A 20,448-nucleotide genomic window follows, 5' to 3' on the forward strand; every position below is an offset into this window, starting at 1 on the left:
ACACATGACAATGAAAAAAATTAAAATAACGACAATAGTATTAATAGTATTTTTAATGGGAAATTTTTCGGGAGTAGCCCAAGAACCAGGAGATTTTCCAACTGGCGATGGAGGGTTAGATCCTGCAGCAGCTCCAATCTCAGATTATCTTTGGATTTTGATGATACTAGCAATATATGTAGGGTATAATAAATTATTTAACGCTAAACAGCTAATTAACGAATAATTGTAACAAAAACTAATACGAAAAAAGCTACAAATATCTATTTGTAGCTTTTTTTTGTTATATATTTTTGCTAATAAATTGCATTCGTAATTTATTAAAATTAGTATTTTGGCGATTAATTTGTGTAATTCATCGAAATAAGATTAAAATAATATAATTTATAGGTCTATTTTATATTTTGGTTGGCAATATATAAACCAAAATTTTTATGACTAATTTTTACACAAATCCTAACATTTTTCTAAGAAAAATGTTTAGTTCAAAAATTCAACCAAAGAATTTTCGAACGAAGATGTTGAAAGTTTTTCTTGGGTTGACATTTTTGGGTGGCACAGCGCTACACGCTCAAATTTCAATGCCATATTTTGAAAACTTTTCTTCTATTACTACGGCAAATGGATTTCCAACCGTATCTGGAGGTGCCTGGACACGTAGTGGTACCACATCTAACCAGCCAACCTACATTACCAACCAAGCTTCTTATAATAGGTCAGGTAATGGAGATACTAAATTTATCACATTTAGATATGATTCAGGAACTCGTTATTATTTTGTAGGCCCATTCAATCTTAATGCTGGTACCAGTTATTCCCCTTCGTTTTTGTACAAAGCAGATGGTTCAACAGGATTTGGACCCTTAGAACTTACGTATGGAGCAACTGCTACTGCTGCAGATCATACAAATGTAATTACTAGTGTTCCGGCTGATATCGTAAATACTACATTTGCAACGTTTTCGGGTTCGTTTTCTCCTGCATCCTCTGGTAGTTACTTTATTGGAATAAAGATAACAGCAAATGGAAATCCTTGGTATATTACAATTGACGATTTCAAAATGGAGGTTACACCAACTTGCTTTGCACCTAGTTCGATTGTAGGTGTAGGAACTTCAACTACATCCGCAAATCTTTCATGGACTGCTCCATCTGTTTTACCAGCAGATGGTTATGAGTGGGAAGTGCGAACCAGTGGTGCCGGCGGAAGTGGTGCGACAGGACTAGCAGATAGTGGTTTTACAGCAGCAGGAGTGACATCTTCAGCAAGTTCTACGTTGACAGCAAGCACGTCCTACACATTATATGTTCGTTCTAATTGTGGAGGAGGTGATTATAGTTCATGGGTATCTTCATCACAGTTTACAACGCCTTGTACTTCAGTTACCTTACCAACAACGGTTGAGGGATTTAATACCGTTGGTTTGCCGGCTTGTTGGTCTGCTACAGTAGGTTCTTCAACTTGGGCTGGAATTTTAGGTGGTTCGGGAGATATTTCGGCACCATATAGCGGAGCTGGTTTCATGGAAAAAAACTACAATAGCTCTACCGCTGTGTTGACATCTTTACCATTGGATTTTTCTACCGTCACTGCTCCAACTAGAATTAGTATGTATATGCACAGACACGCATCAGCCAATGTAAATGATCAATATATTGTATATGTAAATACATCACCTACATTAACAGGTGCAACGCAAGTTTTATCTTTGTACTCTAAAACAGATATAGCTCCGACTGTTCCAGCTACGGGTTGGTATCAGAATCTAATTTCAATTCCTTCTTCTTTCAATGGTAGTCCAATTGTTTATGTTCTAGTAGAGGGTAAAACTTCTGCCGGTTTTAGTTCTTATGATTTAGGGATCGATGATTTTAGAGTAGAATACGCTCCAACTGACACGCCTGATTACGTAAATTTGCAATTTCCTGCAAGTGCTTCGATTGCTCCAGGAACAACTACCACAGTATTTGGTCAAGTTTATGAAGGTGGCTTGACTGATGTTGAACCAGGATTGTCTGGTCAAGCGGCAGGTATTGAAGCTTGGGTTGGTGTTAGTGCTACAAATACAGATCCGAGTGCTTGGACAAATTGGATTGTTGCTTCTCACAACGCTGCAAGCGTGAGCAATAATGATGAATACCAAGCAAATATAGGAACAGGTTTATTACCAGGTACTTATTATTATGCTACGCGATTCAGATTGAATGGTGGACCTTACAGATACGGAGGTATCGATGCTTCAAACAATGGTAATTTTTGGGATGGAGTAACTTATAACAGCGGTGTTTTAACCGTGAACCCAGTTGCAAACGATGATTGTGCAACTGCAACAGCTTTACCAATCGGAACCGAAATTGTAACATCTAATGTTGGAGCTACTTTGTCTGCTGACGCTATTCCTTCATGTGGAACAGCTGGTACACCATCATTTGCTACTGGCGGAAAAGATGTTTGGTACAGCTTGGTTGTACCTGCGAATGTTTCGCGTCTAGATATTGAAACATTAAATAATTCAGATGCAACATTTACCGATTCGGCAATGTCAGTTTACAGAGGGGCTTGTGGAAGTTTAGTTGAAATCGAATGTGATGACGATGATTCTACAGACGGTAATTTCTCTCTACTTAACTTAACGAACTTAATTCCAGGTGAAACTTTATATTTGAGAGTTTGGGGTTATGCTGGAACTTCAGGAAGTTTTAAATTAAAAACTTCTGTTCCTGCTTGTGGTGTGCAAACTGCTTGGGACGGAGATGCTTGGTCTAACGGTACACCAGTTGCGGGTATTAGAGCTGTTTTCAATGGAGATTATAACGGTCCAGGATTTGAGGCTTGTGCAGTTGACGTAAATGGAACTTCTCAAGTAGTAATTACTTCAGGTTCTGACCTAAACCTTGCTGGAATCGTAACGGTTGCTGCAACGGCTTCATTGACATTATCTAATGATGTAAACCTTGTTCAATCTGTAACAACGGCTAATGTTGGTAATGTTACAATTCAACGTGAATCTGCTCCAATGATCAGATTAGATTACACTTTATGGTCTTCTCCGGTATCTGGACAAAATTTGTATGCGTTTTCACCTAACACTTTGACAAACAGATTTTATGTGTACGATACTGCTACAGATAACTATGTAACAACAGGTCTTTCTGCAACAACCACTTTCGCAGCCGGTAGAGGTTACGGAATTCGTGCGGCAAACGATCATCCAACGACAGCAACTGCTTGGTTAGGTGCGTTTACAGGTGTTCCAAGAAATGGTAATCAAACCTTTACAATGACTAACGCTGGTAATGGTTTTAACTTAGTAGGAAATCCTTATCCTTCTGTAATGGATGCAAATGCTTTTGTAACTGCAAACAGCACAAGAATCACAGGAACTTTATATTTCTATGCTCACACTTTAGGAATGCTTCCTGATGGGACATATCCTGCTGGTAGTAATTACGCTCTGTGGAATGGAACTGGTTCAACAGCTGCAACGGCTGGGACAGCAGGAATTCCGGCAAATGTTCCAAATGGAAAAATTAATATTGGACAAGGATTTATCGTTAAAAGATCAGGAACTGGTGCATTAGCTTTCAATAACGGAATGCGTGAAGCAAGTCATGGAACTCCATTCTTTAGAGCTTCGGAGACCGAAGAGAAACATAGAATTTGGTTAAATCTAACTAATTCAGATAATTCTGCTTTTAGTCAAATGTTAGTAGGTTATGTTGATGGTGCTACACAAGCTGTTGACAATTATTTTGACGGCGAATCTTTCGGTCAAGTAGGAAGTTTTATTGCTTCTAAATTGGATAACAAAAACTTTACAATCCAAGGACGTGCTTTGCCGTTCTCTGACGAAGATATTGTAGATGTTAATTTCCACGCGGAAACTGCTGGTAATTTTACAATTTCGCTTTCGCAAATGGATGGTGTTTTTGCCGCAGACCAATCGGTTTATATCAAAGATATTCAAACTGGAACGACTCATGATCTTAAAGCAGCTCCTTATTCATTTGTTTCTAATGCAGGAACTTTTGATAATCGTTTCCAAATTGTTTACCGTTCAACACTTTCAACTCCGGATCAAACATTTACACCAGAGGCTGTAATCGCTTTCGTGAAAAACAATGCTCTGAATGTGATGACCAAAAATCATGAAATGAAAGGAATTACTATCTATGACTTAAGAGGAAGACTTTTATTTGAAAATAACAAAATCAACGCTGAAAATTTCATCGTTCCTAATTTTGCTCCGCAAAACCAAGTATTGTTAGTTCAGGTAACTTCTCAAAATAACGAGGTAGCAACCGTAAAAGTAATCTTCTAAATCAATTTATATGAAAAGTTTAAAATATCTCTCAATTTTAGTTGTAATGTTTTTAATGAGCACTGTAAATGTATTTGCTCAAAACCCTGGTGATTTCGATGATCCTGCCGATCCGAATCCAACTGATGCGCCAATCTCAGGCTACATTTGGGTAGTAGCGTTAGTAGGGTTAGTTTATGTTTTTTATAAATTAAAATCCAAGCAACTAAAATCTGCATAGTAGATTTTATAAATGTAAGAAGCCGCATATTAATATGCGGCTTCTTTTGTTTTATCGGTATTGCAAAAGACCTTTAATACGGTTTTTTGAAAAAAAAAATTAGTTCATCTCTGAAGTAAAAAATAATTTTACCGTAGGATATTTACTTTGCGTCATTTGAATCGTAAAATCAGAATCGGCTAAAAATACCAACTGACCGTATTTGTCTTTTGCTAAAAATTTCTGTTTGATCCTTTTAAACTCTTTAAATTCTTCATTTTTAGGGTCTTCAGGTTGAACCCAACAAGCCTTGTGAACCGGGAAATTTTCATAAGAACATTTGGCGCCATATTCGTGTTCTAAGCGGTATTGGATAACTTCATATTGTAAAGCTCCAACAGTTCCAATCACTTTCCGGTTATTCATTTCCAAAGTAAATAGTTGGGCAACACCTTCGTCCATTAACTGGTCAATTCCTTTTTCAAGCTGTTTGGCTTTCATTGGATCAGCATTATTAATGTACCGAAAATGTTCCGGAGAAAAACTTGGTATTCCTTTAAAATTTATTTGTTCACCTTCGGTTAATGTATCACCAATTTTAAAATTTCCAGTATCATGAAGTCCCACAATATCACCGGGATATGAAATATCTACAATTTCTTTTTTCTCCGCAAAAAAAGCATTCGGACTCGAAAATTTTAAATTTTTATTTTGACGAACGTGTAAATAAGGCTTGTTTCTTTCAAAAGTTCCCGATACAATTTTTACAAACGCTAATCTGTCGCGGTGTTTGGGATCCATATTCGCATGAATTTTAAATACAAACCCCGTCATTTTATTTTCGTAAGGATCAATTTCTCGGGTTTCAGACTCTTTCGGTCGAGGAGAAGGAGCGATTTCAATAAAACAATCCAACAATTCCCTAACTCCAAAATTGTTCAAAGCCGAACCAAAAAATACAGGTTGAAGACTTCCTTTTAAATAATCTTCCTGATTAAACTCCGGATACACTTCTGAAATCAACTCTAATTCCTCACGAAGTTTATCAGCAGGTTTTTGACCGATTATTTTCTCCAATTCCGGATTTTGCACATCCGAAAAAGCAATCGTCTCTTCAATGTTTTTTCGGCTATCACCACTAAAAAGGTTGATGTTTTTCTCCCAAAGATTATAAATTCCCTGAAAATCATAACCCATACCAATTGGAAAACTCAAAGGTGTTACGGTTAAACCTAATTTTTGCTCTACTTCATCCATTAAATCGAAAGCATCTTTACCTTCACGATCTAATTTATTGATGAAAACTATCATCGGAATATTTCGCATCCGGCAAACACTTACCAATTTTTCCGTTTGTTCCTCAACTCCTTTTGCCACGTCAATCACAACAATAACGCTATCGACAGCCGTCAAAGTTCTGTAAGTATCTTCAGCAAAATCCTTATGACCTGGAGTATCTAGAATATTGATTTTTTTGTCTTTATATAAAAACGCCAACACCGAAGTGGAAACCGAAATTCCTCTCTGGCGTTCTATTTCCATAAAATCCGAAGTTGCTCCTTTTTTTATTTTATTGTTTTTTACCGCTCCAGCTTCCTGAATTGCACCTCCAAACAATAATAATTTTTCGGTAAGGGTGGTTTTTCCGGCATCGGGGTGAGAGATAATCCCGAAGGTTCTTCTTTTTTCTATTTCTTTCTGAAAACTCATAATCTTTATAATAGTTTGCAAAAATAGTGTTTCTAAAACAATTAATACAACATACTAAAATTTAGATTTTGCAGTTATTCCATTGTCGATAAAATAGTAATTATTTTGGAAAAAATCGGCTAAATTTTTGTTAATAAATTTATGTTAATAGTAAAAGGCAAACTTGTTTAATACAATTGATTTGTTACTTTTGTTCGTTGCAAGAATTTTGCACCTTTTAATATCAAATTTTATTCTGTTTTTTTGATAATGAATATAAAACACTTGTTCTTAGGCTTGGCATTAACCGCAGGTTTGTATGCAAATGCCCAATCATCTGCTAAAGAAATATTATTTACAATTGATGGTAAACCGTATTATACGGACGAATTTTTACGCGTTTACAACAAAAATATTGACTTAGTAAAAGACGAATCTCAAAAGGATCCGGATCAATACCTTGATCTTTTTGTGGGCTATAAATTAAAAATTAGTAAAGCCCACAAATTAGGGCTACAAAACGGAGAATCTTATCAGGCCGAATTAAGATCCCATCGAAATCAGCTTTCTAAAAATTATTTAACCGATTCTAAAGTAACGGATCATTTAATTCAAGAAGCTTATTCACGTAGCAAAAAAGAAGTAAGAGCTTCGCATATTTTAGTTTTAGTGAACGAAAATGCCTCGCCAGCAGACACTTTAACCGCTTTTAAAAAAATAACTGATATTAGAGAAAAAGCCTTAAAAGGAGAGGATTTTGGTGAATTGGCTGTTGCTTATTCAGAAGATCCTTCGGCAAAAGAAAACAAGGGAGATTTAGGTTATTTTTCTGCTTTTAGAATGGTTTATCCCTTTGAAAATGCAGCATTTAATACGCCAAAAGGTCAAATTTCTAAAATTGCAAAAACCCGATTTGGTTACCATATTATTAAAGTCGCTGATGTTCGTGAAAATCGTGGTCAACTCACGGCAGCTCATATTATGATTTTAAAACCGCAAGACAAAAATCAAGCGGAAACGGAAAAAGCGAAAACAACTATTAACGAAATTTACACTAAATTACAGCAAGGTGAAAACTTCGAAAGTTTGGCAAAACAGTTTTCCCAAGACCAATCTTCAGCTCCAAAAGGCGGAGTTTTAAATCGTTTTGGTTCAGGCGAATTGAGCTCTGAAGAATTTGAAGAAGCTGCATTTGCTTTAGCAAAACCTGGAGATTACAGTAAGCCGGTTGAAAGTGCTTTCGGGTGGCACATCATTAAATTAATCGAAAAACATCCAGTTGCTTCTTTCGAAGATGTAAAAACAGATCTTGAAAATAAAATCAAAAGAGACGAACGTTCACGGTTGATCACCGCGTCAATGAACGAAAAATTACGCAATAAATATCCAATCAAAAGAAACGAAAAATTATACAATCAAATCGTTCAGGTTGTGAACGATGAATATTATAAAGGCGAATGGAAAGCTCCGGAAAATACCAATATTGAAGGAAATCTTTTCAATATCGAAAACCAACCTGTTAAAGCAACAGAATTTATATCATTTTTAGAAAGCGAAGCAAAAGCACCAAATGCTCCAAAACCAGTTTCAAAATTGGTGTTAACCAAATATCAATCTTTTGTTGACAAAAAATTAAACGAGCATTACAACCAAAATCTGGAAAAAGAATTTCCGGAATTTGCTGCCGTGATGGACGAATACCGTGATGGTCTGTTGCTTTTTGATTTAATGGAAAAAGAAATTTGGGAGAAAGCCAAAACAGATTCAATTGGCTTGCAAAAATTTTACGAAAGTAGAAAAAACCAATACCAATGGAATAATAGAGTGGAAGCTACTGTACTTTCTTCAACCAAAGCAGATTTTATGAAAAACGTTCAAAAAATGTTGAAACAAGGGAAATCTGCCGATCAAATCAAAGAAAACTTCAATAAAGGTGGAAAAGTTAACGTTATGTCTAACGAAGGTATTTTTGACCAAACCAGTAATTCTTTGCCGAAAGGCTTAAATATAAAAACTGGCGTTTCAGATGTTATCCATGATGGCGAATATTATTACGTTGTAAAAATCACCAAACAACTTCCTGCCGGAAACAAAACTTTTGAAGAAGCAAAAGGAAAAGTAGTCAATGATTACCAGCAATACCTCGAAGAAAAATGGGTAAGCGACCTTAAAAAAGAATTTAACGTTGAGGTAAATCAAGCCGTTTTTAACACTGTCAAAGGCAAAATGAAATCCTAAAAGTTCTCAAATCAAGTAAATAAAAATGAAGTTTTTAACGACAAATAACATGAATTCTAACATAAAAAAAATTGGCTACTTCTTTAGTTTTTTGGCAATTTTTTCCACCTCAAACGCACAGGAAATTATTCCACAAGACTCGGTAAAGACTAAAACCGTGGCACAACCCACCAGTCAACGACAAAAAATTGATGGCGTTGCGGCGGTTGTGGGAGATTTCGTGGTACTCGATTCGGATATTGATATTGCTTTGCTCGAAATTGCACAAAATAATGATGTCCAAAAATTCACACGATGTCAGGTTTTAGGAAGTTTGTTAGAGGATAAATTATATTCGCATCAAGCTATTCAAGACAGTATCATAGTTACCGATGCCGAAGTGAACAGTATGATGCAAGAACGTATCGATTATTACGTACAAAACGTAGGTTCTATGGATAAAGTTTTGAAAATTTTTAAAAAACCAAACGAAGAAGAATTCAGAACATCGCTTTTTGACATCTTAAAAAATGCCAAACTTGCAATGGAAATGCGAAACAAAGTCATCGATCAAGTAGAAATCACTCCAGAAGAAGTACGTACATTTTTCCGTAAATTCCCTGACGAAGAATTACCAACATTTGGAGCCGAAGTTGAGGTCGCTCAAATTGTTATCAATCCAACTGTAACCGCAATCGAAAAGCAAAAAGTAATCGACAAACTCAAAGAATTTAAAACCGATGTTTTGGCTGGAAACGGAAGTTTTTTCAGTAAAGCAGTTTTATATTCAAAGGATGACGGAACAAAGTCAAATGGCGGATTTATGCGAGTTAATAGAAAGTCTCCGCTCGTAAAAGAGTTTAAAGAAACCGCATTTAGCCTTGATGAAGGGCAAATTTCCGAACCTTTTGAAACCGAATATGGCTGGCATATTATTCAAGTAGAAAAAATCCGTGGGCAAGACGTAGAATTGCGCCACATCTTACTCATCCCAAAAATTACTGATGACGCTTTATCCGAAGCCAAAGACGAAATCACCGGAATCAGAAATAAAATTATTAACGGAGATTTGACCTTTGCTGATGCTGCAAGAAGCTCATCTGATGAAAAAGAAACCCGTGCTAACGGGGGTGCTTTAACCAATCCTCAATCACTTGACCCGCGATTTGAATTGACCAAAATGGATCCTACACTTTACTCTCAAATAGAAAGTTTGCAAGAAGGTCAAATCTCACAACCCATCGTAGATGAAGACCGTTTGGGTCGAAAAACCTATAAAATAATCACTGTAACCAAACGCTACAACGAGCACAAAGCTGATTACGCATTAGATTATTTGAAGATTAAAGAATTAGCGCTTCGCGAAAAACAAATGAAAGAAATTGCTCGATGGACCAAAGAAAAAATTAACGAAACCTACATTAAAGTAAATAGCGAATACAAAGCTTGCGATTTCGCACACAATTGGTTGAAAAAAAATTAATTATTAGGTAAGGAGCAAATGGTTCGGGCTTTTTCAGTTCCCGAAGCTTCGGGAAATTTTTCGGACTTCCTTCCATAGATTCCAGAAAAAGCGGGATGCTCTTCCCTCTAGTCAGGGCTATCAAAAAGAAACATAAAACGTTAGTAAACTTTTTTCAAAAAATTCAACCTAAAAAACCAACTCTAAAAAACCATTCAATGTCAGACGTAACAGCAATACAAAACTTGGTTCAAAAAAGGCTTGAGCTAAAAAAAGAAATCTCCAAAATAATCGTCGGTCAGGAAACCGTCATCGACCAAATATTGTTAAGCATCTTTTCCGGCGGACACGCACTTTTAGTAGGTGTTCCCGGATTAGCAAAAACTTTAATGGTCAACACCATTTCACAAGCACTCGGACTCGATTTTAAAAGAATCCAGTTTACGCCAGATTTAATGCCGTCAGATATTTTAGGAAGCGAAATTTTAGACGAAAACCGTAATTTTAAATTCATCAAAGGACCAATTTTTTCAAATATTATCCTTGCCGATGAAATCAATAGAACGCCTCCTAAGACGCAAGCCGCACTTTTAGAAGCCATGCAAGAAAGAGCCGTGACCATTGCCGGACAACATTATAAATTATCCTTGCCGTATTTTGTTTTAGCTACGCAAAATCCAATTGAGCAAGAAGGAACGTATCCACTTCCTGAAGCACAATTGGACCGTTTTATGTTTGCCATTAAACTCAATTATCCAACATTCGACGAAGAAGTACAAGTAGTAAAAAGCACCACAACTGATTTCTCCGAAAAAGTAAATCCTTTATTCACAGCAGAAGAAATTATCAACTTCCAGCAATTAATCCGCCGTATTCCCGTAGTCGACAATGTGATTGAATATGCGGTGACTTTGGTCGGAAAAACCCGGCCGGGTGGTTTACTTTCGTCAGAATTTGTGAATAATTATTTAGATTGGGGAGCTGGACCTCGCGCTTCGCAAAATTTAATTTTGGCAGCGAAAGCTCACGCAGCATTTAACGGAAAATTTTCTCCAGATATTGAAGATGTCAAAGCTGTTGCAACGGGAATTCTTCGCCATCGAATCATCAAAAACTATAAAGCCGATGCCGAAGGAATTTCCGAGGAAAAAATTATTGAAAACATCTTATAACTTAAAGCGGATTTTTTTCCGCTTTTTTTTCGAAGATTTGATATAGCACACTTAATTTCAATGTAATTTATATTCATTCTACATTTATAATACTATTTTTAACAGTCAGCTAATTTTCGGAATTGATAAAAAAACTTACTTATATTAACAATTCGGTAATAATTCGCTTTAAATTTAAGTATTGTTTAATAATAATCATTAAAAACGCTGTTTTGGAAATAATAATTTCCTCAAAACCCTATTTTGTTGTAAATAGTGCAAAACTCGCTGTAATTTTGTAAATTTGCATTGCAAAAAAGAAAACGAACTATAATATAAAACAAAATTAAAATTCATTATGGCTTTCGATATTGAAATGATTAAAAAAGCGTATTCTACAATGGCCGAAAGAGTTGATAAAGCTCGTGAAATTGTAGGAAAACCATTAACGCTTTCAGAAAAAATATTGTATTCTCACCTTTGGGACGGTAATCCAACTATCGCTTTTACAAGAGGAAAAGACTATGTAGATTTTGCTCCAGATAGAGTAGCTTGTCAAGATGCAACGGCTCAAATGGCACTTTTACAGTTTATGCATGCCGGAAAACCAAAAGTGGCAGTTCCTACAACGGTTCATTGTGACCACTTAATTCAGGCAAAAGTAGATGCTAAAACTGATTTGGCGAGAGCCAAACAACAAAGTAACGAAGTTTTTGATTTTTTATCATCGGTTTCAGATAAATACGGAATTGGTTTTTGGAAACCAGGTGCCGGAATTATTCACCAAGTAGTTTTAGAAAATTATGCATTTCCTGGCGGAATGATGATTGGTACGGATTCTCACACGGTAAATGCCGGTGGTTTGGGAATGTTGGCGATTGGTGTTGGAGGAGCTGATGCCGTTGACGTTATGTCGGGAATGGCGTGGGAATTAAAATTTCCTAAATTAATCGGAATTAAATTAACTGGAAAACTTTCGGGTTGGACCGCTCCAAAAGACGTTATCCTAAAGGTTGCCGGAATTCTTACTGTTAAAGGTGGTACTGGAGCAATTGTAGAATATTTCGGAGAAGGAGCAACTGCGATGTCATGTACCGGAAAAGGAACCATTTGTAATATGGGTGCCGAAATTGGAGCTACCACTTCTACTTTTGGTTATGACGATTCTATGAAGCGTTATTTAATTTCTACAGGAAGACAAGATGTTGCTGATGCCGCCGATGCTATTGCTCCATATTTAACGGGTGATGCTGAGGTCTATGCTAATCCAGAACAATATTTTGATCAAGTAATAGAAATTAATCTTTCAGAATTAGAACCACATTTGAACGGACCTTTTACTCCAGATTTGGCTACTCCAATTTCTAAAATGAAAGAAGAGGCAGTGAAAAATAATTGGCCTCTGAAAATTGAAGTGGGTTTGATTGGTTCTTGTACAAATTCATCTTACGAAGATATTTCCAGAGCTGCTTCTTTGGCAAAACAAGTAGCCGATAAAAATTTAAAAACAAAATCGCAGTTTACCATTACCCCTGGTTCCGAAGTAGTTCGATATACAATTGAAAGAGATGGTTATATAGAAACTTTTAATAAAATTGGCGCTACGGTTTTCGCTAATGCTTGCGGACCTTGCATTGGAATGTGGGATAGAGAAGGAGCTGAAAAAGAGGAAAGAAACACAATTGTGCATTCATTCAATAGAAATTTTTCAAAACGTGCCGATGGAAATCCAAATACTTTAGCATTTGTGGGTTCACCAGAATTGGTAACAGCTTTGGCAATTGCAGGTGATTTAGGTTTTAATCCAATTACCGATAAATTATTAAACGAAGACGGGCAAGAAGTAATGCTAGACGAACCAACTGGAAATGAACTACCTCCAAAAGGTTTTGACGCTGAAGATCCGGGTTATCAAGCGCCTTCAAAAGATGGTTCAGGCGTGGAAGTAATTGTAAAATCAGATTCTGAGCGTTTGCAATTATTAGAACCATTTACTCCATGGGACGGAGAGAATATTTTTGGCGCCAAGTTGTTAATCAAAGCTTTCGGAAAATGTACAACTGACCATATTTCAATGGCAGGACCTTGGTTGCGTTTCCGTGGGCATCTTGATAATATTTCTAACAATATGTTGATTGGAGCGATTAATGCTTTCAACCAAAAAGCAAATTCCGTTAAAAATCAATTGACTGGAAAATATGATGCGGTTCCCGCAGTTCAACGTGAATACAAAGCTAAAAATATTCCTTCAATCGTAGTAGGAGATCACAACTACGGCGAAGGTTCATCGCGTGAACATGCCGCAATGGAACCACGTCATTTAGGTGTGAAAGCAGTTTTAGTGAAATCGTTTGCACGTATCCACGAAACGAATCTTAAAAAGCAAGGAATGTTGGCGCTAACGTTTGCTAACGAAACGGATTACGATAAAATTTTAGAAAATGATACGTTTAATTTTGTCGACTTAAAGGAATTTGCTCCTGGTAAACCATTAACCATTGAAATTGTTCACGAAAATGGTGATAAAGAAACCATAATGGCAAATCATACATATAACGAAGGACAGATTGGTTGGTTTAAAGCGGGTTCAGCACTAAACTTAATAGCAGCTGCTGGAAAGGCTTAAGTTTTCAACTAAATAATGATTTGACTCCCAATGAAAATTGGGAGTTTTTTTTTGTGTAATTCTAAAATAGAGACAATAATAAAAATTATTAATAAATGGTTAAACATTATACCAAAAAACAAAAACAAGTAAAATATTTTATAAATTTGAACAAATAATAAGTATCATGAAAAAAGAAATTGCCATTACAGAAGACAAAATTTTCGAGTTATATTCGGATTATATTCTTACCCATGGTGAACAGCCTAAAAGTGTATATCAATTCGCTAAAGAAAATAAGTTTGAAGAGCAAAAATTCTATACTTTTTTTACAAGTTTTGATCAAGTTGAAAAACATATTTTGGTCAAACTTTTTAGTAGATCTATAGAATTAGCAGAAGATGTAAACAATGCAGAGGGTATGACTTCAAAAGAAAAACTCCTGAATGTTTACTATATCTTTTTTGAAAACCTTACCATGAATCGTTCGCTGGTTTTGATGATTTTAGGTAAGCACAAATTGCCTCTTTCTAAAAATTTGCTTTCGCTGAAAAAAATCCATCAGGAATATATCAAAACATTGGATTTTAGTTCTTGGGAAATCTTAGAGAAAGCCAAAGAGGACATTAAAAATACCCATGAGCAAATACGTGAAAATGTGTTGTGGTTGCATCTCGTTTCCGCCATTGATTTCTGGAAAAATGACTCTTCTCCGGACTTTGAAAAGACTGATATTTTCATCGAAAAAACCATTGACACAGGTTTTGAACTGATGGACAATGAACCTTTGAGAAAAGTTCTTGACCTTGGAAAATTTCTATGGAAGGAAAAATTTAATAGGAGTTAAAATGAAAACATTAGATAAAATTCCAACAGGAAAATTGGAACGGACAAGCAGCCTTTTAAAAGCAGGAGCGAAAGTCGGCGTCAATTACCTGAAATATTACGGAAACAAAATTACCAAAGATGAAGACGAAGCCCGCAAAATCCTGAATGAGGACAATGCAACAGATATCTACGATTCATTAAAAGAATTAAAAGGTTCTGCGCTGAAAGTTGCTCAAATGCTGAGTATGGAAAAAAACATTCTTCCGGTGGAATATGTAGAGAAATTCTCGCTTTCGCAGTTTTCCGTTCCGCCTTTGTCGGGTGCTTTGGTGAAGAAAACATTCAGAAAATATTTCGGGAAAAATCCAGAAGATATTTTTGATGAATTTTCCACCGAATCGGTTAATGCCGCGAGTATCGGACAGGTTCATACCGCAAAAAAAGACGGCAAAAAACTGGCGGTTAAAATCCAGTATCCCGGCGTAAGAGAAAGCATTTCGAGTGACCTTAAAATGGTAAAACCGATTGCAATGAAGATGTTCAACATCAAAAAAGAAGGTTCCGAATCTTATTTTCAGGAAGTGGAAGACAAACTGTTTGAGGAAACAGATTATAACTTGGAACTAAAACGCAGTCAACACTTTGCAGAAGAATGCAGTCATCTTCCGAATGTAAAATTTCCGCATTATTATCCTGAATTTTCCTGCGAAAAAATCATTACAATGGACTGGATGTCGGGAATTCATTTTTCGGAGTTTACAAAAAAGCAGAATTCTCAGGAAGATTTGAACAAAATCGGACAGACACTTTGGGATTTTTATATGTATCAGATGCATATTCTGAAAAAAGTTCACGCCGATCCGCATCCGGGGAATTTTCTGATTTCTGAAGACAAGGAATTGCTGGTTATCGATTTTGGCTGTATTAAAGAGATTCCGGAAGATTTTTACATTCCGTATTTTGAGCTGGCAAAAGAAGAAAATCTGAAAAATCCTGAAATTTTCCGTGAGAAATTGTTCACGCTGGAAATTTTGCGTGTAGATGATTCAGAAAAAGAAAAAGAATTTTTTGCCAAATTATTCTACGAGTTGTTGGAATTGTTTACAAGACCTTTCAATCAAGAAATGTTTGATTTTTCGGATGAATCTTTCTTTCAGGAAATTGCTGATTTGGGACAAAAATACGCCAAAGCCAGTGATATGAAGGGAATGAATACCAACCGAGGTTCGAAACATTTCATTTACCTGAACCGAACGTTTTTCGGATTGTACAATATGATGCACGATCTGAAAGCGAAAAATGTGGCAATTAATAATTTTAAAAATTATTGTAAGTGATATTTAATCACAGAAAGATCATTAAAAGTCACAGCAGATTTTTGATGAATTTTAAATATTCAAAGAGCAAAAAAGGTTTGAAATAATTTTTTTGGAATAAATAAATCATTAACAGGTCGCTCCTACGGAGCTCCTGCTTACACAAAATGGTTTTCTACTAACAGTTAGCTCCTACCGGAGCATCACAAAATTCCGTAGGAATTTGCTGTTAATAGAAAAAATAAAGACCCGTAAAAGAGAGCTCTGTAGGAGCGACCTGATAATTAAAGATATTTAATGACAATCAAAATTAAAACTTTAACCAAATAGAAATTGAGCTACTACACATTACAATTGTTTTTGAAATTAAAATTTAATATAGAAATATGCCTTCAGGATTAGCCTCCAAAATCTGTGAAGTCTGCGGACTGCCCTTCAGCTGGCGCAAAAAGTGGAAGAAAAACTGGGACGAATTAAAATATTGCAGCGAAAGATGCCGGAAAAACAAAAAATCAACATCCTCTGGTTCACCAAAGATTTGAGAACGAGAGATTCAGAATCCTTATACAAAGCGATGCAGGAAGATTTACCTTTTCTTGCGGTGTATGTTTTTGACGCTGATTTTTTTGTTCAAAAACAGTTTGATTTCAGAAAAATCGGAAAATACCGTGCTAAATTTTTGCTGGAAAGTGTAGAAAATTTAAAGCAAAATTTAGCGAAACAGAAGATTCCTTTTTTAGTTAAATACAGTAAAACAGAAGATGTTTTCAAAGATATTTCCGAGGAATTTGAAATTGTGAAGATTTTCTGTCAGGAAGAATGGACGAAGGAAGAAGTTGAATTACATGCTAAAATTGAAAAAGCAATCCCAAGTGCCGTTTGGGAAAAATCGTATTCGCAATTTTTGGTGCATCCGCTTTTTGTATTTAAAACTTTGGATAAAATTCCGATGCTTTTTACCGCTTTCAGACAAAAAATTGAAAAAAATCTGCTGATTCGCCCTGAATTTGAATCGGAAGACTTGGTGTACAATAAATCGGAAATTCATTATAAAAGCGATACCATTTCGTTAAAATCGCTCGGTTTTGAAGATTTTGAAACGGACGAAAGAACAGCTTTTCCTTTTTCGGGCGGAGAAAATGAAGCATTGAAAAGATTGCATCATTATTTCTCGGAAACGCAGAATCTGAGTCAATACAAGCAAACCCGAAACGGTTTGGTGGGAAATGATTACAGTTCGAAATTTTCGGCTTGGCTGTCGGATGGAAGTCTTTCTGCGGTCACGATTTACCACGAAATAAAAAAATATGAGGAAGAATTCGGAGCCAATGAATCCACATATTGGTTTATTTTTGAATTGCTCTGGAGGGATTTTTTCAGATATGTTTCTTTACAGTATAAAGATTTGATTTTCTGGAAAAGCGGAATTAATCATCAAAAATATTTCGCGGAAAACAATAAACCATTGATTCAAAAATGGAAGGATGGAGAAACGGATTCCGATTTCGTGAATGCGAATATGCTTGAACTGAAAAATACAGGCTGGATGAGCAATCGCGGTCGTCAAAATGTGGCTTCCTACTTCTGCAAAATTCTGAAACAGGATTGGAGAATTGGAGCGGCGTATTTTGAGGAAATGCTGATTGATTATGATGTTCACTGCAATTACGGCAACTGGATGTATCTCGCCGGAGTCGGAAATGACAATCGTGACCGGACTTTTAACCCTGAAAAACAGGCAGAAATGTATGATTCCAATCAAAAATTCAGACGTTTATGGCTAAAGCAGTAAAACATACCGCCCAATTGATTTTTCCGCATCAGCTTTTTGAAGATACGGATTATCTGGATAAAAGTCAGCCTGTGTTTTTGATTGAGGAATTTCTGTTTTTCAGACAATATTCATTTCATCAACAGAAGATTGCGTTTCACCGTGCAACAATGAAATTTTATGAAAATGAATTAAAAAAGGCAGGTTTTGAAGTTGAATATATTGAAAGTTCATCGAAATTAAGCGACATCCGAAATTTAATTCCGAAGCTTGAAAAAGAAAATTTTACAACGATAAAAACAACGGATGTTTGCGACAACTGGCTGGAAAAAAGATTAAAGGAGGCAAAACTGGAACTCGAAATTTTGGATAGTCCGCTTTTCATCAACAGCAAAGAAGACCTGAAAGATTATTTTGAGGGTAAAAAAGTCTATCATCAGACTGATTTTTATAAGCAGCAGAGAATTACCCGAAATATCCTGATGAAAGCAGGAAAACCTTTGGGCGGAAAATGGACGTACGACACCGAAAACCGGAAAAAATATCCGAAAAATAAAAAAGCGCCCGCGATTCATTTTACGAAAAACAATGAATTTTACGAGGAAGCAAAACAATATACCGAAAAGCATTTTGCGGGGAATTACGGAATTCTTACGGATGAACAGCTCTACCCGACTACTTTTAAAGAAGCTGAACAATGGCTCGAACAGTTTCTTGAAAACCGCTTTCTGGAATTTGGCGTTTACGAGGATAGCATCGTGGAAAAGGAACATTTTCTTCATCACAGTGTGCTTTCTCCGTTAATGAACGTCGGGCTGTTAACGCCTGAAAATGTGCTGGAAAAAGCGATTTCATTTGCAAAAGACAACGATATTCCGGTGAATTCTCTGGAAGGTTTTGTGCGGCAGATTCTGGGTTGGAGAGAATTTGTGCGTGGTGTTTATATCTATCAGGGAACATATCAGCGGAATAAAAATTACTGGAAACACAAGCAAAAACTTCCGAAATCATTTTACACCGCCAAAACAGGAATCCGCCCGATTGACAGTTCGCTCCGGAAAATCCTGAAAACCGGCTATGCCCATCACATCGAACGACTGATGATCTTTGCCAATTTTATGAATCTTGCTCAGTTCAATCCGGATGAAGTCTATCAATGGTTTATGGAAATGTTCATTGATTCTTACGATTGGGTGATGGTTCCGAATGTGTATGGGATGAGCAGTTTTTCAGACGGCGGAAAGATGAGTACGAAACCGTATATCAGCGGAAGCAATTATATTAAAAAAATGAGCGATTATCCGGACGGAGAATGGAATGAAAAATGGGATGCTCTGTTTTGGAACTTTATTAATGACCATCAAGATTTTTTTGCCAAAAATCCAAGATTGGGAATGATGCTGAGAACACTGGAGAAAATGCCGGAAGAAAAACGAAAACAGCATTTTAAGACGGCGAAGGAATTTATTGGAAATCTGAAATGATTTTTTAAAAATAAAAGAATTTAATATCAATAGGAACGGGTTTTAACCCGTTTGCAAAAAGAAATAAAATGGTTGGCTTTAGCCAAAACTTAAAATATATTTCGGCTAAAGCCTTTTGTAAATTAAACTTCAACATCGGGCTAAAGCCCGATGCAATTGATAGAATATTTATCAAAATCAAAAAAATGAATAAAAACCTCAACATAAAAGAAATCGACAGAATCATAGAAATGGCGTGGGAAGACCGAACGCCGTTTGAAGCGATACAATTCCAGTTTGGAATCAGCGAATCGGAAGTAATTGAACTGATGCGTTCGGAACTGAAAGAATCGAGTTTTAAGCTTTGGCGAAAAAGAGTGAATTCCGGAGTAAGCCAGAAACACCTGAAAAAAAGAAGCGAAGAGATTGATCGCTTTAAATGCAGCAGACAGAGAATTATCAGCAATAATAAAATCTCGAAAAGGTAGTTGATTTAACCGCAAAAGGCACAAAAGAATTGTTTGGAAATAAAGTTTTGCAAAAGAGCAAAAAAGCATTGTAAATAAAACCTTAACAAGATTAGTCTCACAATGCAGATTATTAAATGAGCAGTATTAGAGATGTCACACTGAACCTGTCGAAGTGTCTCGAAATAAAACCTTCATGTTCAAAACATTAAAATAAAAATTATGAAAAATATCGTCATTATCGGTTGCGGAAAAGGAATCGGATTAGCAACGGCAAAAATTCTTGCAGAACAACACAAAATCATTGGAATTTCCAGAACGGAAAATCCTGAACTGAGTCATCCGAATATTGAATTTCACGCAATGGATATTCTTTCGGGAAATTTAGATGAAATTACTTTCCCTGAAGTGGTGGATGGATTGGTTTATGCACCGGGAAGCATTAATTTAAAACCTTTTAACCGACTTTCTGTGGATGATTTTAAGAATGATTTTGAAATCAATGTTCTGGGAGCGGTTAAAATTATTCAGAAACTGTTGCCGAATCTTAAAAAGTCGGAAAGTGCCTCTGTTGTGCTTTTCAGTTCCGTTGCGGCAAAGTTGGGGATGCCTTTTCACGCTTCAATTGCGGCGAGTAAAAATGCAGTGGAAGGTCTTACGAAAAGTCTGGCGGCGGAATTTTCGGCTCAGAAAATACGGGTAAATGCAATTGCTCCTTCTTTAACGGACACGAATTTAGCATCACAGCTTTTAGCAACGCCTGAGAAAAGAGAAGCTTCCGCGAAAAGACATCCGTTGCAAAGAGTGGGAACGGCTGAAGAAATTGCGGAAATGACGGCTTTCCTTGTTTCGGATAAATCGTCGTGGATCACAGGACAGGTTTTCGGAATCGATGGCGGAATGGGAAGTGTTAAGCTTTAACTTTATTGAGAGAGAGTTTGAGGGGTTTGAGCGTTGG

The 20,448-nt window shown here is 36.3% G+C and carries 15 protein-coding genes; 14 read left to right on the forward strand and 1 reads right to left on the reverse strand.

Annotated features, from left to right (window positions below):
- The first annotated feature begins 10 nt into the window (after positions 1–10).
- The 3 genes from GV828_RS04335 to GV828_RS04345 all read left to right on the forward strand — a co-directional run bounded on the left by GV828_RS04335 (position 11) and on the right by GV828_RS04345 (position 4,542).
- Positions 11–226 carry a hypothetical protein gene (locus GV828_RS04335; RefSeq protein WP_166536254.1) on the forward strand — a complete coding sequence of 72 codons (216 nt, stop codon included), beginning with the start codon at positions 11–13 and terminating at the stop codon, positions 224–226.
- A gap of 292 nt (positions 227–518) precedes the next feature.
- Positions 519–4,322 carry a T9SS sorting signal type C domain-containing protein gene (locus tag GV828_RS04340; protein ID WP_166536255.1) on the forward strand — a complete coding sequence of 1,268 codons (3,804 nt, stop codon included), beginning with the start codon at positions 519–521 and terminating at the stop codon, positions 4,320–4,322.
- Positions 4,323–4,332: 10 nt separating this feature from the next.
- On the forward strand, positions 4,333–4,542 hold the full coding sequence (locus GV828_RS04345; RefSeq protein ID WP_166536256.1) for a hypothetical protein: 210 nt from the start codon (positions 4,333–4,335) through the stop codon (positions 4,540–4,542).
- A 99-nt stretch (positions 4,543–4,641) separates the two neighbouring features.
- Here GV828_RS04345 and GV828_RS04350 read toward each other — a convergent pair whose 3' ends face one another.
- Positions 4,642–6,231 carry a peptide chain release factor 3 gene (locus GV828_RS04350; RefSeq protein ID WP_166536257.1) on the reverse strand — a complete coding sequence of 530 codons (1,590 nt, stop codon included), beginning with the start codon at positions 6,229–6,231 and terminating at the stop codon, positions 4,642–4,644.
- Between the two features lie 249 nt (positions 6,232–6,480).
- Between GV828_RS04350 and GV828_RS04355 the strand changes: the two genes are divergently transcribed.
- From GV828_RS04355 to GV828_RS04405, 11 genes are all read left to right on the forward strand, one after another.
- Positions 6,481–8,448 (forward strand): peptidylprolyl isomerase, encoded by a 1,968-nt coding sequence (locus tag GV828_RS04355; RefSeq protein WP_166536258.1) that lies wholly within the window; start codon positions 6,481–6,483, stop codon positions 8,446–8,448.
- Between the two features lie 49 nt (positions 8,449–8,497).
- Positions 8,498–9,910 carry a peptidylprolyl isomerase gene (locus GV828_RS04360; RefSeq protein ID WP_235935412.1) on the forward strand — a complete coding sequence of 471 codons (1,413 nt, stop codon included), beginning with the start codon at positions 8,498–8,500 and terminating at the stop codon, positions 9,908–9,910.
- Between the two features lie 197 nt (positions 9,911–10,107).
- Complete coding sequence (locus GV828_RS04365; RefSeq protein WP_166536260.1) at positions 10,108–11,061, forward strand: AAA family ATPase; 954 nt, start codon at positions 10,108–10,110, stop codon at positions 11,059–11,061.
- A 337-nt stretch (positions 11,062–11,398) separates the two neighbouring features.
- A complete protein-coding gene (locus tag GV828_RS04370) occupies positions 11,399–13,666 on the forward strand; it encodes an aconitate hydratase (protein ID WP_166536261.1) in 2,268 nt (755 codons plus the stop codon).
- A 166-nt stretch (positions 13,667–13,832) separates the two neighbouring features.
- Positions 13,833–14,492 carry a TetR family transcriptional regulator C-terminal domain-containing protein gene (locus tag GV828_RS04375; RefSeq protein ID WP_166536262.1) on the forward strand — a complete coding sequence of 220 codons (660 nt, stop codon included), beginning with the start codon at positions 13,833–13,835 and terminating at the stop codon, positions 14,490–14,492.
- 1 nt (position 14,493) lies between these two features.
- Positions 14,494–15,810: an ABC1 kinase family protein gene (locus GV828_RS04380; protein ID WP_166536263.1), complete on the forward strand. Its 1,317-nt coding sequence runs from the start codon at positions 14,494–14,496 to the stop codon at positions 15,808–15,810.
- Between the two features lie 365 nt (positions 15,811–16,175).
- Positions 16,176–16,331 (forward strand): DUF2256 domain-containing protein, encoded by a 156-nt coding sequence (locus GV828_RS04385; protein ID WP_166536264.1) that lies wholly within the window; start codon positions 16,176–16,178, stop codon positions 16,329–16,331.
- Positions 16,283–17,581, forward strand: coding sequence for a DASH family cryptochrome (locus tag GV828_RS04390; RefSeq protein WP_166536265.1), 1,299 nt, complete (start codon positions 16,283–16,285; stop codon positions 17,579–17,581). Before GV828_RS04385 ends, GV828_RS04390 begins: the two co-directional genes overlap by 49 nt.
- Positions 17,566–19,044: a cryptochrome/photolyase family protein gene (locus GV828_RS04395; protein WP_166536266.1), complete on the forward strand. Its 1,479-nt coding sequence runs from the start codon at positions 17,566–17,568 to the stop codon at positions 19,042–19,044. Before GV828_RS04390 ends, GV828_RS04395 begins: the two co-directional genes overlap by 16 nt.
- 185 nt (positions 19,045–19,229) lie before the next feature.
- Positions 19,230–19,511, forward strand: coding sequence for a TIGR03643 family protein (locus GV828_RS04400; protein WP_166536267.1), 282 nt, complete (start codon positions 19,230–19,232; stop codon positions 19,509–19,511).
- 201 nt (positions 19,512–19,712) lie between these two features.
- Positions 19,713–20,411 carry an SDR family NAD(P)-dependent oxidoreductase gene (locus GV828_RS04405; protein WP_166536268.1) on the forward strand — a complete coding sequence of 233 codons (699 nt, stop codon included), beginning with the start codon at positions 19,713–19,715 and terminating at the stop codon, positions 20,409–20,411.
- The last annotated feature ends 37 nt before the right edge of the window (positions 20,412–20,448 follow it).

This window comes from Flavobacterium ichthyis, assembly GCF_009915155.1.
GTDB classification, from domain to species: domain Bacteria; phylum Bacteroidota; class Bacteroidia; order Flavobacteriales; family Flavobacteriaceae; genus Flavobacterium; species Flavobacterium ichthyis.